Source organism: Shimwellia blattae DSM 4481 = NBRC 105725 (assembly GCF_000262305.1).
GTDB classification, from domain to species: Bacteria; Pseudomonadota; Gammaproteobacteria; order Enterobacterales; family Enterobacteriaceae; genus Shimwellia; species Shimwellia blattae.
Map to the genome: position 1 here is coordinate 3,105,746 of NC_017910.1, position 14,964 is coordinate 3,120,709.

General features: G+C 61.3%; 16 protein-coding genes. 3 read left to right on the forward strand and 13 right to left on the reverse strand.

Annotated features, from left to right (window positions below; all coding sequences use genetic code 11):
* The first annotated feature begins 11 nt into the window (after nt 1-11).
* Nucleotides 12-1,661, forward strand: coding sequence for a glycerone kinase (locus EBL_RS14650; RefSeq protein WP_002442857.1), 1,650 nt, complete (start codon nt 12-14; stop codon nt 1,659-1,661).
* A gap of 36 nt (nt 1,662-1,697) precedes the next feature.
* Here EBL_RS14650 and phoA read toward each other — a convergent pair whose 3' ends face one another.
* The gene (phoA, locus tag EBL_RS14655; protein WP_002442855.1) at nt 1,698-3,113 is read right to left on the reverse strand and encodes an alkaline phosphatase; all 1,416 of its coding nucleotides are present in this window, start codon (nt 3,111-3,113) and stop codon (nt 1,698-1,700) included.
* 247 nt (nt 3,114-3,360) lie between these two features.
* Here phoA and EBL_RS14660 point away from each other — a divergent pair, with 247 nt between their 5' ends.
* Entirely contained in the window at nt 3,361-3,732 is a 372-nt protein-coding gene (locus EBL_RS14660; protein ID WP_002442854.1) for a toxin-antitoxin system TumE family protein, read from the forward strand.
* Nucleotides 3,729-4,106 carry an HVO_A0114 family putative DNA-binding protein gene (locus EBL_RS14665; protein WP_002442852.1) on the forward strand — a complete coding sequence of 126 codons (378 nt, stop codon included), beginning with the start codon at nt 3,729-3,731 and terminating at the stop codon, nt 4,104-4,106. Before EBL_RS14660 ends, EBL_RS14665 begins: the two co-directional genes overlap by 4 nt.
* 8 nt (nt 4,107-4,114) lie before the next feature.
* Here the strand turns inward: EBL_RS14665 and ccmI are convergent, their stop codons facing one another.
* The 12 genes from ccmI to EBL_RS14725 all read right to left on the reverse strand — a co-directional run bounded on the left by ccmI (nt 4,115) and on the right by EBL_RS14725 (nt 14,665).
* Nucleotides 4,115-4,969: a c-type cytochrome biogenesis protein CcmI gene (gene ccmI, locus EBL_RS14670; protein WP_002442850.1), complete on the reverse strand. Its 855-nt coding sequence runs from the start codon at nt 4,967-4,969 to the stop codon at nt 4,115-4,117.
* Nucleotides 4,966-5,424: a cytochrome c-type biogenesis protein gene (locus EBL_RS14675; protein WP_002442848.1), complete on the reverse strand. Its 459-nt coding sequence runs from the start codon at nt 5,422-5,424 to the stop codon at nt 4,966-4,968. The genes ccmI and EBL_RS14675 overlap by 4 nt, the downstream gene beginning before the upstream one ends.
* On the reverse strand, nt 5,421-5,978 hold the full coding sequence (locus EBL_RS14680) for a DsbE family thiol:disulfide interchange protein (RefSeq protein WP_002442846.1): 558 nt from the start codon (nt 5,976-5,978) through the stop codon (nt 5,421-5,423). Before EBL_RS14680 ends, EBL_RS14675 begins: the two co-directional genes overlap by 4 nt.
* Nucleotides 5,975-7,924, reverse strand: coding sequence for a heme lyase CcmF/NrfE family subunit (locus tag EBL_RS14685; RefSeq protein WP_002442844.1), 1,950 nt, complete (start codon nt 7,922-7,924; stop codon nt 5,975-5,977). Before EBL_RS14685 ends, EBL_RS14680 begins: the two co-directional genes overlap by 4 nt.
* Nucleotides 7,921-8,385, reverse strand: coding sequence for a cytochrome c maturation protein CcmE (gene ccmE, locus EBL_RS14690; RefSeq protein WP_002442842.1), 465 nt, complete (start codon nt 8,383-8,385; stop codon nt 7,921-7,923). Before ccmE ends, EBL_RS14685 begins: the two co-directional genes overlap by 4 nt.
* Entirely contained in the window at nt 8,369-8,605 is a 237-nt protein-coding gene (ccmD, locus tag EBL_RS14695) for a heme exporter protein CcmD (protein WP_002442840.1), read from the reverse strand. Before ccmD ends, ccmE begins: the two co-directional genes overlap by 17 nt.
* A complete protein-coding gene (locus EBL_RS14700; protein WP_002442838.1) occupies nt 8,602-9,339 on the reverse strand; it encodes a heme ABC transporter permease in 738 nt (245 codons plus the stop codon). Before EBL_RS14700 ends, ccmD begins: the two co-directional genes overlap by 4 nt.
* Nucleotides 9,340-9,358: 19 nt before the next feature.
* Nucleotides 9,359-10,018, reverse strand: a complete 660-nt coding sequence (gene ccmB / locus EBL_RS14705) for a heme exporter protein CcmB (RefSeq protein WP_002442821.1) — start codon at nt 10,016-10,018, stop codon at nt 9,359-9,361.
* Nucleotides 10,015-10,632: a cytochrome c biogenesis heme-transporting ATPase CcmA gene (gene ccmA, locus EBL_RS14710; RefSeq protein ID WP_002442819.1), complete on the reverse strand. Its 618-nt coding sequence runs from the start codon at nt 10,630-10,632 to the stop codon at nt 10,015-10,017. The genes ccmB and ccmA overlap by 4 nt, the downstream gene beginning before the upstream one ends.
* Nucleotides 10,633-10,768: 136 nt before the next feature.
* Complete coding sequence (locus EBL_RS14715; RefSeq protein ID WP_002442817.1) at nt 10,769-12,109, reverse strand: c-type cytochrome; 1,341 nt, start codon at nt 12,107-12,109, stop codon at nt 10,769-10,771.
* 13 nt (nt 12,110-12,122) lie between these two features.
* The gene (locus tag EBL_RS14720; protein WP_002442815.1) at nt 12,123-13,907 is read right to left on the reverse strand and encodes a GMC family oxidoreductase; all 1,785 of its coding nucleotides are present in this window, start codon (nt 13,905-13,907) and stop codon (nt 12,123-12,125) included.
* Nucleotides 13,908-13,909: 2 nt separating this feature from the next.
* Nucleotides 13,910-14,665, reverse strand: a complete 756-nt coding sequence (locus tag EBL_RS14725; protein ID WP_014716146.1) for a gluconate 2-dehydrogenase subunit 3 family protein — start codon at nt 14,663-14,665, stop codon at nt 13,910-13,912.
* Between the last annotated feature and the right edge of the window lie 299 nt (nt 14,666-14,964).

Here is a 14,964-nt window from a genome sequence, read left to right on the forward strand (position 1 = left end):
AGGAAACCGTTATGTCGCAATTTTTTTATAACCAACGCGAAAATCTTGTCAGTGACGCCATCGAAGGGGCAATGATTGCCAGCCCGTGGAACAACCTGGCCCGTCTGGAGAGCGATCCCGCCATCCGCATCGTGGTGCGCCGGGATCTGGATAAATCCCGGGTGGCGGTGATCTCCGGGGGCGGTGCCGGTCACGAACCGGCCCATGTGGGCTTTGTGGGTAAAGGCATGCTGACCGCCGCCGTGTGTGGTGATCTGTTTGCCTCACCGAGCGTGGATGCGGTGCTTACCGCCATTCAGGCGGTCACCGGCGAGGCGGGCTGCCTGCTGATTGTCAAAAACTACACCGGTGACCGGCTGAACTTCGGGCTGGCAGCAGAGAAAGCCCGGCGCATGGGCTACAAAGTGGACATGGTGATTGTGGGGGATGATATCTCACTGCCGGAGAACAAACACCCGCGCGGCATTGCCGGGACGATTATGATCCACAAAGTGGCGGGGTACTTCGCCGAAACCGGCTGCAACCTGGACACGGTCGCCCGGGAAGCCCGGCTGGCAATGGAGCGGGTATTCAGTATTGGCGTGGCCCTTTCCAGCTGCCACTTACCGGCCGATCCGCAGGATGGCGTGCGCCATCACCCGGGCCAGGCTGAGCTGGGCATGGGGATCCACGGGGAGCCCGGCGCAAGCGTCATCGACACCCAGAACAGCACCGACATTGTGCGCCTGATGGTGGCAAAAATCCGCGCTGCCCTGCCTGAAACCGGCCGCCTGCTGCTGATGCTGAATAACCTTGGCGGCGTCTCAGTCACCGAAATGGCGATCCTCACCCGGGAGCTGGCCCACTGTGAGCTTGCCACCCGCACCGACTGGTTGATGGGCCCGGCACCGCTGGTCAGCGCCCTGGACATGAAAGGCTTTTCCATCACCGCCCTGGTCATGGAAGAGAGCATTGAAAAAGCCCTGCTGGCAGACGTGGAAACCGCAGGCTGGCTGCCGCCAGTGCGCCTGCGCGCCAGCCAGACCCAGCCCTGCAATATCCGCAGTGCCCGGGTGGCATTCACCCCGTCAGACAACCCGGTAGTGGGCCAGTATGTGGAGACCGTCACCGCCACACTCAGCGCCCAGGAAGCGGAACTTAACGCCCTGGATGCCAAAGTGGGCGACGGCGATACCGGCTCCACCTTTGCCGCCGGGGCCCGCGCCATTGCAGAACTGCTGCACCAGCACCAGCTGCCGCTCAGCCAGCTGGATACCCTGTGCGCCCTGATCGGCGAACGCTTAACAGTAGTGATGGGGGGCTCCAGCGGTGTGCTGATGTCCATCTTCTTTACGGCCGCAGGCCAGGCAATCAGCGAAGGGAAACCGGTGGTGGCCGCACTCCAGGCGGGCCTGGCGCAGATGAAGTATTACGGCGGTGCCGATCTGGGTGACCGCACCCTGATTGATGCCCTGCAACCTGCGCTGGCAGCTCTGGCACAGCATCCGGGGGATCTGGCGGCGGCATACCAGGCAGCCCGGGACGGGGCAGACGCCACCACCCGCGCCACCAAAGCCAATGCCGGTCGCGCCTCTTACCTGAACAGCGACAGCCTGGCGGGCAATATGGACCCGGGCGCTCACGCAGTCGCAATGGTCTTTAAGGCGCTGGCGGGCGCCTGATACCCAGCGGCGCCGGCATTCCGGCGCCGCCTCTTCTTACAACCCCATCGCCACCTTCATGGTGTGGAACAGATCCGTCTGATCCGTAAGCCCCACCACATTGGCAGCCCCCGGGCCATAGGCCGCAATACGCACCTGGGTTCCCGTGTGCTCCATCGATCCCGCTTCGGCATTACCGTAGCTGACCGCCATCACGGCACCGTCTCTGGTGGTCAGGGCCTGGGTCAGCCCCGGCGCTTTGGTATCCGGGGCGACAATCTGGCTGGCGTGGGCGTGGTCGGCGGTGACAATCACCAGGGTGTTCCCGTCCTGGCGGGCAAAGGCCAGCGCTTTTTGCACCGCTTCATCCAGATCGACCGTCTCCCCGATCTGCCCGCAGGGGTTAGCCGCGTGATCCTGCTTATCAATCGAGGCCCCCTCCACCTGGAGGAAGAACCCTTTCGGATTCTCTTTCAGAAGGCGGATGGCTTTTTCGGTCATCTGGGCCAGGGTGGGGATGCTGGCCGTGCGCTGAGGGTTCGGCTGGCAGGTCACCGGGGGTTTATCCAGGTTACCGTGGTAGCTGGCCTTTGGCCCTTCCCAGCGCACCGGCATATTCCCGTCGGCAAACAGCCCCAGCAGCGGCGCCTGCTGGTTCGCCCGGGTAATGGCGTTCAGGCCGTTCAGATCGTTAACCAGCTGGAATCCGCGCGCTTTCGCCTGTTCATGCAGCGTTTTGCCCTGCCACTCCCCGGCGCTGGCGGTCTCAGTAAAGGTTCTGGCTCCGCCCCCCAGGGTGACATCCGCCCGGGCATTGAGCAGTTGCTCGGTAATTGAGCCTGCCCCGCCCTGCTCCAGTGCGTTGTCCGGGCAGGTGGTGCGGGTCAGCGCCGGGCCATAGCACTTACGGGACGTAACATGGGCAACCTGTGCAGCGGGTGTGGCATCCTGCAATTCTGCGGTAGAGACATTACCGGTGGCCCGGCCCGCTTTTTTCGCCAGTTCGAGGATGGTAGCGTGGGGCTTCTCGTGAATATCTACCCCGAGGGCGCCGTTATAGGTTTTCACCCCGGTGGCCCAGGCCGTGGCCGAGGCGGCAGAATCCGTCACGTAATCCGGTTTGCCGGTTTTTTTATTCAGCGCATAGTGGGTGTACTGGCCGGTAAGGGGCAAGGCGTCTATACCGTGGAAATAGCCCCCGGCCCCCATGGCATAGTTGCGCGCCAGGGTGATTTCCGAATCCCCCATCCCGTCGCCAATCAGCAAAATCACATTCTTCGCCGGTTTATCATTCAGCGCCGCTTTCAGGGCCGCTGTCTGATCCCCGCTCAGACGGCGGGCACCGCCAGGCTCGGCAAGCTCCCCCCGGGCACCACGGTTATCCAGTACGCCGCTATCCGCCACGGCATGGGCCTGCGGCAGGCTTAATAACGGTGCCAGAGCGGCAAAAATAGCGCGGTATTTCACGGTCATTCTCCCTGTAATGGTTGTTACAAGGATAGTAGGCAGGGAAAATGACAGTCCAGTGACAGCCTGGATAACTCCAGATAACCCCCCCGAACACCCGCAACGCTATATTTTGCGTAATATTGCGCAAAAATTAACCAAAAATAAGACACCCTCAGCCCGTCATGGCATAACCCCCGCTGACTCCAGGCAAAGGTGTGATTGCCACCCGAGACAGAATGGTTATGATTAACTCATAAGTAGTGAGGCTTCAATGCTCAGGGAAGATTATGGATTACAGACACTGCTGGATATGCACGGGTACGAGTTTCATTATGAATGCGGCTACTGGTGGCGGATCGAAGCGTTTAAAGTCCCGCCGTCAGTGTTCCGGCCCCATGGAATACGTTACAACCTGACGCTGCACAACCGGCAGAACCATAGGATCTTTGGCATTGATAACGCGCACGGGCTACCACCACCTTCCCGGCCGGGTTTTACCGCCCGCCGGGTAGTGTATGACCACATACACCATTCAGTAAGTGACCGGGGGCAGCCTTACTATTTTCACTCCGCAGAGCAGCTGATGCTGGATTTTTTTGCGGCCACAGACACCATCCTGAAATCGGCAGGAGTCATCACATGAAAGCGCTACTGGGTGTTATCTCAGAACAGAATCTGCGGGCCAGAATGCTGGATATCGCCACGGGTAAATACCACCCGGCCCCGGGCGAGCCGAAAATCTGGTTTGCCTCACTCAATGCCATTGGCCAGATCCTCAGCAATGACAATATTATCCTGCTGCGCCTGATGGCCCGGGAAAATCCCGCCACCATCAGCGAGCTGGCGCGCCTTGCCGGTCGCCACGTCAGCAACCTGTCCACCACGCTGAAAACCCTTGAAGGGCACGGCCTTGTTGAGCTGGTGCGTAAAGGCAATACCGTACAGCCCATCGCCCGCTATACGGATTTTGAAATTCAGGTTGAGAGTGACTGGTTACTGAGCCCCTCCGTTGCCTGAAGCTGGCCCTATGGCTGGCTGCGCTGGCGGGCCTGGCGCAAATTACCGCTGATTACCGCGTGTTGCGGATCATCACCCGGGGTCAGGGCCAGGGCCTGCTGCCAGTGGGCGGCGGCCTGGGCGTAGCGCTGCTGCTGGTATTCACTGAACGCCAGCAGATCCAGCACCCGGGCATCAGGCCCGTTGCGGGCCAGCGTATCCCGCAGCAGCATCTCCCCCTGGCGGATACTGCCCTGCTCACCGGCGCGCACCAGGGCGCTGGCGTAATCCAGGATCACCAGCGGATCCCGGGGGGCCAGCTGCCAGGCCCGGCCAAATGCCCCCCGGGCCATGGGGTTATCGTTAAGGACCATGCCAATGCGCCCGAGCATCTGCCAGTACGCCGTGTTGCCCGGCTCGTCCTGCAACTGGCTGCGCAACCCGAGGGCCAGCTCTGCCAGTTGCCCGTCGCTCAGGGGGTCGGCGGCCGGATCCCCGGCCTGGCGCAGCAGCTGTGGAAACTGCTGGCGCGCCTGTTGCCAGGCCAGCAGCTCACCCGGGGAGGAGGTTTTCAGGTATACCCCGGTGCTGACCAGTATCAGCACCAGGGCGCCGGGGATCAGGCTCCGGCGGCGAAACCGGCCCCCGGCGGGCTGCCCGGCGTCGTCCGTCTCGGGAATGTCGTTTAGCAGCGTGCGCTGCAGCTCCACCACCAGCGGATCATCCGGCCCGTGGCCTTCCCGCGCCAGCTCCTGCAACCGCGACTGATAAAAACGCCGGTTCAGGGCGCTGCGCGCCGTAACATGACGGGCAGACCAGGGGAAAAACAGCACCCCCAGGGCCCCCAGGAGCAGTAACAGGGCCACAATAATTACCGGGCTCATTGATCTTTTCCTTTGCTGAGTAATTGCGCCAGACGCTGGCGTTCACGCTCATCCAGCGCCACCCGCTTCCCGGCCCGGCGCCGGGTGCCAGCAAGCAGCACCCCACACCCGGCCACAACAAACAGCAGCGGCACCGCCCACAGGGCTACCGTGGCCGGGGTCAGCGGCGGATCGTAACTGACAAAATTGCCGTAGCGGGCCACCATATAGTCAATGATCTGCTGGCGGGTTTTCCCCTCCTGGAGCAGCTGGTACACCTTCGCGCGCATATCGGCGGCAATCATTGCGTCTGAGTCGGCCACGCTGTTGTTCTGGCATTTCGGGCAGCGCAGCTGGGCGGTTATCTCGCGAAACTGCTGCTCCTGCGCCGGGGTGCTGAACTGCCAGGTGTCAATCGCCGCCAGCGCCTGCCAGGCCAGCAGTAAGCCACACAGCACCAGTAACCCGCGCTTCATGATCCGGCCTCGCGGTTCGTTTGCTCCCACAGGGGTTTTAACTGCTGTTGCCAGACGCTGTCATCCAGCGCACCGGCGTGACGCCAGCGGACAATGCCCTTACCGTCGATAAGAAACGTCTCCGGCGCGCCGTAGACCCCCAGATCCATCCCCAGCATACCGTTACCGTCAAACAGGCTCAGGCTATAGGGGTTACCGTAGTCTTTCAGCCAGTTCAGCGCTTTCTGGCGGGTGTCTTTATAGTTCATGCCCACAATTCGTACCCCCTGGCCCGCCAGCTGGTTCAGAAACTGGTGCTCCGCGTGGCAGGTGGGGCACCAGGTGGCCCAGACATTCAGCAGCAGCGGTTTACCGGTGATCAGCGCCTCACGCCCGAGGGCCTCCCCCGGGTTTGCCAGCGTCTGGAGCCGGAAGGCCGGTAGCGGCTTGCCGACCAGCGCCGACTCCAGCCGGGTGGGGTCGTCCCCCTGGGCGTTTTTCATCAGTTGCCACATCAGGGCCGCCGCCAGGGCCAGAAACAGCACCAGCGGAATAAATAACCATTTACGATTCACTGTGCCTCCCGGTGCCTGAAAGCGCGGTAACGGGGATCGAGCATGCAGCACAGCCCGCCCAGGGCCATCAGAACGCCCCCGTACCAGATCCAGCGCACAAAGGGTTTGTAATACAGGCGCACCGCCCAGCTGCCGTCCTCCAGCTCTTCCCCCAGGGCGGCATACAGATCCCGGGTCAGACCGCCGTCAATGGCCGCTTCGGTCATCATCATCTGGCTGGCGCTGTAAAAACGCTTCTCCGCATAGAGGGTGGTTTCCGGTTTGCCGTTCCGGCTTACGCTAAATACCCCCATGCCGCCGCTCCAGTTCGGGCCGACAATATCGCGCACTCCCTGGAACTCAAAATGGTACTGGTGGATATCCAGCGTATCCCCGGTTTTCATGCGCACATCGCGCTCCACGCTGTACTGGGTGCTGAACGCAATACCGATAACCGTTACCGCGACCCCGATATGGCCGAGCACCATCCCCCACTGGCTGCGGCTCTGGTGCAGCAGCCCGCGCCAGAAGCCGTGGCGGTGGGTGGCCCGCTCATGCAGTTCGATCAGCGCCAGCACCAGTACCCACAGGGCCATCATCAGGCCGGTCACGGTAATGGCGACGATCCGGTCCCCCAGCCACCAGGGGAGCACCAGCGCCAGCACCAGGCTCACCGCCAGGGCCAGCCCCAGGCGCCTTAACTGGCGCCCGATATCGTCCCGCCGCCAGCGGATCAGCGGCCCGACCCCCAGCAGCAGGGCAAAGGGCACCATTAATACCGTAAACAGGGTATTGAAGAAGGGCTCCCCCACAGAGATGCTGCCAAGCCCCATCTCCTTATGGACCAGGGGCAACAGCGTGCCGAGCAGCACCACCAGCATGGCGGCCACCAGCAGAATATTGTTCCCCAGCAGAAAGCTCTCCCGGGACCAGAGCTGGTGCCCGACCCGCCCGCGCACGGCCCCGCCCCGCAGGGCGTAGAGCAGCAGCGAGCCGCCAATCACAATCACCAGCAGCGCCAGAATAAACATCCCCCGGGCCGGATCAGAGGCAAACGCATGGACCGATACCAGCACCCCGGAGCGCACCAGAAAGGTGCCCAGCAGGCACAGCGAGAAGGCGATAATCGCCAGCAGGGCGGTCCAGGCGCGGAAGCTGCCGCGCTTCTCGGTCACCGCCAGAGAGTGCATCAGCGCCGTGCCCACCAGCCAGGGCATCAGCGAGGCATTCTCAACCGGATCCCAGAACCACCAGCCCCCCCAGCCCAGCTCGTAATAGGCCCAGGCCGAGCCCAGCACAATGCCGAGGGTCAGAAACAGCCATGCGGCCTGGGTCCAGGGCCGGGACCAGCGGGCCCAGGCCGTATCCAGCCGCCCGGCCAGTAACGAAGCGATGGCAAAGGCAAAGGCCACCGAAAAGCCCACATAGCCCATATACAGAATCGGCGGGTGGAAAATCATCCCCACATCCTGCAACAGCGGGTTCAGATCGCGCCCGTCTGCCGGGTAGCCCGGCAGGGTGCGGGTAAAGGGGTTGGAGGTAAACAGAATAAACAGCAAAAACCCGGCGCTGATCATCCCCATCACCGCCAGCACTCTGGCAACCGCGTCCAGGGGCATCTGGCGGCTGAACAGCGCCACGGCGGCGGTCCAGCCGCTCATCAGTAATACCCACAGCAGTAACGAGCCCTCATGGGAGCCCCAGGTGGCGGCAATGCGATACCACACCGGCAGGGCGCTGTTGGCGTTATCCGCCACGTAGCGCACGCTAAAATCACAGGTAATAAACGCATACGCCAGGATAAGAAACGCCAGTAGCACCGCCACAAACTGCACCAGCGCCAGCGGCCGGGCCAGCGCCATTAATCGGGCCTGACCTCGCCAGGCCCCCCAGAGCGGATACACCGCCAGCAGCAGCGCTACACTCAGCCCCAGGCAGAGCAGATAATTTCCCAGTTCCGGTATCATTTCCCGCTCCTGTTTTCCGCATCCGGCCGGGCCATGGCGGTTTTTATCTCTGGCGGGGTGTAGTTTTCATCATGCTTTGCCAGCACCTGGCGGGCGGTAATATGATCCGGGCCGTCCAGTACCCCCTGGGCGACCACCCCCTGCCCTTCCCGGAACAGATCCGGCAGGATCCCCTGATAGCTCACCCGGACCACGCCCCGGCTGTCGTAGAGTTTAAAGCTCACCTGTAAATTGTGCGGATCGCGCTTCACGCTGCCGGGCTGGACATATCCCCCCACCCGCAGACTGTGCCCGGTTTGCGGGATCTGCCGGGTTTCATTTTTGCCATACAGGATCTCCCCCGGGGTGTAGAACAGATCAATGCTGGCGCTCAGGGCGTACATCACAAGCCCCACCGCCCCCCCGAGACCGGCCAGCATGCCAAGGGCTATCCACAGGCGGGTTTTACGGCGTGCGAGCATGATACCCCCCGCTTACGGACTGGGATTCCCGGGCGGCGCGAATACGCCGCTCCCGGGCCTGGTGGCGGCGTATGTCGGCCAGGATCCGCCGCCGCTGTAAGGCGCTGTGGGCCAGAAGCACCAGCAGGGCCAGCAGGGTCACCCCCAGCGACAGCCAGACATAAAACCCGTAGCCGCCCATCGCCAGAAACGCACTGAATGAAGCAAATGCCGGTGTCATTGTGGTGCTCCTTTACGGGCCAGCGCCTGTACCCAGGGACGGCAGCGCTCGGCCAGCAGAATCAGGTTACGCATACGCATCAGCGCCAGGTAAATAAACAGGCAGAGAAACGCCAGAATGCAGACCCGCAGCGGCATGCGCATTAGCGGATCAATGGTCTGCTGCATATTTGTTGACCCCTGGTGCAGGGTATTCCACCACTGCACGGAGAAGTGAATAATCGGCAGGTTACACACCCCCACCAGCACCAGAATGCTGGCGGCGCTCCCGGCCCGGCGCTGGTCATCCAGCGCGTGATACAGGGCGATAATCCCGGCGTACAAAAACAGCAGCACCAGCTCTGAGGTGAGCCGCGCATCCCAGATCCACCAGGTTCCCCACATGGGTTTTCCCCAGGCGGAGCCGGTCACCAGGGCAATAAAGGTGTACACCATGCCGACGGGGGCCATCGCCATCATGGCAAGGGGGGCCATTTTTATCTGCCACACCAGCCCGGTAAACGCGGCGGCGGCCATGGCGGCGTAAATGCCCATCGACCACATGGCCGCCGGAACATGCAGATACATGATCCGGTAGCTCTGGCCCTGCTGATAATCAGCCGGTGCGTAGACAAAGCCCCAGACCAGCCCGGCAAGTAACAGGGCGGCGCTCAGCCCCCCAAGCCACGGCAGACAGGCACCACACAGGCGGTAGAGCCGTTCCGGCATGGCTAACTGACGTATCAATTTCCACATATGGTCCTCAGTCCTTAGCTTACTGCACAGATAACCGCAGCGCGGCGGCCGTCGCAAACGGGCACAGTGTGGCGCTTGCCAGTAAAAAGGCGCCGAGGATGGCCAGATAACCCTCCACCGGCAGCCCGGATGCTGCGGCGTTGCAGGCCGCAGTTGCAAAAATAAGCAGCGGTATCGCCAGCGGCAATATCAGCAAACTGAGCAGCACCCCGCCGCGCCGCAGGCCCACCGTGAGCCCAACCCCCACCGAGCCCAGAAAGCTCAACGTTGGCGTGCCCAGCAGCAGGGTCAGCGCCAGTACCCACGCGCTGTGGGCACTCATGCCCAGCAGCAGCGCCGCCAGCGGCGAGATAACCAGCAGCGGCAGCCCGGTCACCAGCCAGTGGGCAAATACTTTAAGCACGACCGTCCAGCCCAGGGGCACCGGCAGTAACAGCAACTGCTCCAGGGCGCCATCCTGCCAGTCTTCCCGGAACAGGCGCTCCATCACCAGCAGGGCCGCCAGCAGCGCGGCAACCCAGACAATGCCCGGCGCAATCAGCGACAGCTGCCGGGGGTCCGGGCCAATGGCAAAGGGAAAGAGCGAAATGACTATCAGAAAGAACCACAGCGGGTTGAGGATCTCCGCACTGCGGCGCCACATCAGCAGCAGTTCACGGTAAAAAATTGCGCGGCTCACAGGGCCGCCTCGCCGTTCAGGGTAATGGCACGCAGCGGGCAGGCCAGCGCGCGCAGCGGCTGGTGGGTTGTCATCAGCACGCTGCCACCCCCCAGCACCTGGCGCTCCAGTTGCCGGGTCAGGGTTTCGATGCCCCGGGCGTCCAGGGCAGTAAAGGGTTCGTCCAGCATCCACAGGGGGGCATCACTCAGCCACAGACGTGCCAGGGCCACCCGGCGTTGCTGTCCGGCGGAGAGCGTATCCAGTGGCTGATCTTCATACCCGGCAAGCCCGATGGCCGCCAGAGCCTGCTCCCGCGCCTCCGGGCGGGAGTGAGGGTAAAAAAAGCGCAGATTTTCATCTGCCGTCAGGGCCGATTTCACCCCGGTTTTGTGACCAAGCCAGACCACCTCACGGTGAAAGGCATCCCGCGCGGCGGCCAGAGGCTCCCCCTGCCAGTACACCTGCCCCCGCTCCGGGCGGGATAACCCGCACAACACCCGCAGTAAGGTGGTTTTGCCGCTACCATTAGGGCCACTGATTTGTACCAGCTCACCGGCACTGACCGTCAGGGAGAGATTGCGAAACAGCAGGTTGTCATCATACATACAGCTAAGTTCATGGGCCCGGAGCATCAGCAGCTCCTGCCGGGCAGAAAGCCTGGTAATAACATCGCTCTATCCATTTCGGTCTGCGTTATCTGGCGGGGCTCCCCCCGCCGCTTCTCAGGTACGGGCTTCCTGCCCGCGGGTAGCGCGTCCCTGCCAGTTGTTACTCTGCCGCGCCGGGCAGTTTTGACACATCCGGGCTTCCCATGGCCTTCTCATCAGCGATAATGCTGCGGTCTTTGCGCACTTTTGCCACGTCTGAGGCACTCACCGCCGGGGCCTTGTTACCCCAGCTGCTGCGCACAAAGTTTGCCACATCTGCCACCTGCTGATCATTAAGCCGCCAGCCAAAGGATGGCATCGTCAGGTTAGAGACCGCCCCGTTCACTGCCGGGGTGGTATTCCCGGTGAGGATAATATGGATAAGCGAGGTCGGATCCTCTGTCTGAACCACCGGGTTGCCTTTCAGCGCCGGGAAGGCCCGCTTGTAGCCCACCCCGTCGGTACGGTGGCAGGCGGCACAGTTATCCACATACAGCGCCGCGCCGGTTTTGCTGTCATTGCCTTTCCACAGCTGCTGCGCCGTATCGTCCGCCACCGGAGCCGGGGACTGTTTGCCCCCTTTTGGCGGCAGAGACTTCAGGTAGCGGGCAATGGCCGTGATATCGTCATCAGACAGGTATTGCAGGCTGTGTTCCACCACATCGCTCATTCCGCCAAAGACCACGCCTTTATCGTTACGGCCGGTTTTCAGGAATTCGGCCACTTCGGCCTCGCTCCATGTGCCGAGGCCGTCGCGGTTTTCCCCGCGCAGGCTGGAGGCAACCCAGCCGTCAATCGGCGCACTGCTGCCGGAGAGGTAATCATCCCCGTCCTGCTCGCTGAGGGCTTTTTCCTGCATGGTGATACTGCGCGGCGTGTGGCAGGCGCCACAGTGGCCCAGCCCCTCAACCAGGTAGCGGCCCCGCTCCAGTACCGGGTCTGCACTGGCGTTGGAAACAAAGTCGGCAGGATCCGGCGCGAACAGGCCGCGCCAGATAGCCAGCGGCCAGCGCATAGAGAGCGGCCACGGAATATCCGTATCTTTGTTTGCCTCAGCCACCGGCTGCACACCGTGCATAAAGTAGGCGTACATGGCGCGCATATCCGGCTCAGTTATCCGGGCAAATGAGGGGAACGGCATGGCCGGGTAGAGGGTGGAGCCATCTTTGCGCACCCCGCGGCGCACCGCGTCATCAAACTCTTCAAAGGTGTAGCTACCGATCCCGTGCGTTTTGTCCGGGGTGATGTTGGTGGAGTAAATCGTGCCTATCGGGGTCGCCATGGCCAGGCCACCGGCAAAGGGCTGGCCTTTGGCGCCGTTAGTGTGGCAGGCCACACAGTCACCGGCCCGGGCCAGATACTCACCGCGTTTAATCAGATCGCTGTTGTCTGAAGCGCTCTGCCCCCAGCAGGCCATACTGAGCATACCCAGCGCCAGGGCGGAGAAAAGTCGTTTTTTCATGGTCTGCCTTCCTTTATGCCTGTACCAGCGGGCCCGGGTTTTTCAGATACTGTTCGCGAATAGCCTTCGCAGACCAGTAGGCCAGCGCTGCAATTGTCCCGGTGGGGTTATAGCCCAGCCCCTGCGGGAAGGCGGAAGCCCCGATGACAAACACATTGTGAACATCCCAGCTTTGCAGATAGCGGTTTACCGCGCTGGTTTTAGGATCTTCCCCCATTACCGCACCGCCGTTCATGTGGGTGGTCTGGTAGCTGGTGGTATCAAAATGGCTGTCGGCGTTTTTCGGGCTGCCGAGGATATATTTCGGGTTCATGGCCTCGGCAATCGGGCGCAGTTTTGAGTACATAAACTGGGCCATTTTGATGTCGTTTTCCTGCCAGTCAAAGGTCATGCGCAGCAGCGGCTGACCAAAGACGTTTTTGTAGTTGGGGTCAAGATCCAGGTAGTTCTGGCGGTAGGACTGGTGGGCGCCGTGGGCATCCATCGACAAATGGTGCGTATAGGTGTCTGCCACTGCCGCTTTCCACTTACTGCCCCAGGCCGGTGTGCCCGGCGGAACCGGCAGGCCAGAAATGGGCTTGGTGCCCGCCTGGTTAACCCAGAACGGCGAGCCACCCACAAAGCCCAGCGGGCCGTGGTCGAAGTTGTCGGCGTTGAAATCATCCACCCCGACCCCGTTACCACCGGCCCCGATAAACGGGTTGGTGAAGGTGTCTTTGTCGAAGATGGCTTTCACGGTGGTCATATTCTGGTAGGCGAAGTTACGGCCGACCACCCCCTCCCCGGTTTCCGGGTTGTAGGGTTTACCAATGCCGGACAGCAACATCAGGTGAACGTTGTGGAACTGGAACGCGCCGATAATCACCAGATCGGCCGGTTGCTCCACTTCCCGCCCCTGGGCATCCACATAGGTCACCCCGGTGGCCCGCAGTTTGTCGTCGGTCAGATTCACTTTGAGCACATTGGCATTAGTACGCAGTTCAAAGCCTTTCTCCCGGCGCAGGGCGGGCAGAATATTCACATTAGGCGAGGCTTTGGAATACATATAGCAGGCGTAACCGCTGCAAAATCCGCAGAAGTTACACGGCCCCATCTGGGCACCATAGGGGTTGGTGTAGGAGTCTGACGTGTTGGCGGACGGCAGGTTATAAGGGTGATAGCCAATAGATTTTGCGGCTTTCTCAAACAGCTGTGCCGACCAGGTATTTTTCTGGGCCGGTAGCGGGAAGTCGTCTGAGCGATCCGGCGCAAAGAAGTTACCGCCTTTGCCTTCCCCCACTTTCTGGCCCCTGATGGTCCAGGCAGTGCCGGAGGTGCCGAACACTTTTTCCGCTTTATCGTAAAACGGCTCCAGCTCCTCATAAGTGACGCCGAAATCCTGGATGAGCATATCCTGCGGAATGAAATTGTTACCGTAGCGCTCCTGGTAGTGGCTGCGCATGCGCAGCTCAGTGGGATCGGCACGAAAGTGCACCCCGGACCAGTGCAGGCCCGCACCGCCTACCCCGGTTCCCGGCAGGAAGGCCGCCAGCTGGCGGTAAGGTACAGCCGCCTGGCTGCTGTTATGACGGATGGTCACCGTGCTTTTAGAGAGATCCTGGAACAGTTTACGGCGAATGTTGTAGGTCAGCTCGTCGATCACCTGCGGGTAGGCCCCGTCTGGCCAGGTGTCGCGCATGGGGCCGCGCTCCAGCGCCACCACATTCAGCCCCGCTTCGGTCAGCTCTTTGGCCATAATGGCCCCCACCCAGCCAAAGCCCACGATCACCGCATCGGTTTTTTTCAGTACAGTCGCCATTGTTATGCCCTTACCCCATGAATAGATACCGGCGGGAAGGGATAACGCTCACCGCGTTCAACCCAGTCCATAAAATCAGCACGCGCGCCGGGAAAATTGATCAGCGTCCAGCCCACCATGCCTTTGTTGCCGCCGTGGATAGGATCGCTGAAGAACCCCTCGCGGGTGTTCTGTAACAGGTAGGAGAAAAACAGGCTGGCGGGGAGCTGGGCAAACTGCGCACTGCCGGACTCAAACGCCGTGAGCGCACTGTCCTGCTGCTCAGGGGTCAGTTCGGCAAACACTTTACCGTGCTGCGCTTTGCACCAGGCGTTGGCCTCAGCAATACCGAGGTTGTAGATCTGCTTTGGCACCAGGGGGAGCTGGTAGCCCATCTCTTTGGGGACATCCGGGTTAAAGGGCCCCTGCATATACCAGATAGCGCCAGTGGCGTAGGGGGTGTTCATCTGTTTATCAATGAATTCGGGCACTCCGGCTTCCAGTGCGCCGGGGCCGCGCTCATCGGCCGGGATCAGCCGGGCCACGGCGGCATTCACAAATGCCCACTCTTCGCTGTTGAAGAATACCGGCTGCCACGCCTTGCCATCACTGGCCTGCCCGCCGGATGCCGGTGTTTTCGGCGTGTCTGCGGCGGCCACGGCGGCACCGGCAAAACCGAGTGCGCCAATATTGCCACCGGTGACCACAACCGCAGGAATCAAGCTCATTGATTTGACGAGGAAATCTCGCCTGGAACTGTTATTTCTTTCGCTCGACATAGTGCATTCCCATCCAGAAAAAAATTATCGCGATACCACCAGAAACGTTGCAACGAATAAAAAACAGACAAACGGAGTGAATTCTTGTTATGAACCGCGCTGAACGGAAAATTACCGCTCTTTTTTCACATCACGTTAATTATGGGTTAATAACACCCGAATAATTATAGCGCCAAAAAAACGCCAGCCCGGGGCAGCGGCAATAAGATAACCCCATGAAAGTAACATGGCCTTAGCCCGTTATGGTTGCCATGTCTGGGGTTAACCGGTGTCTCGCATCATGTTACCGGTAACAAAAA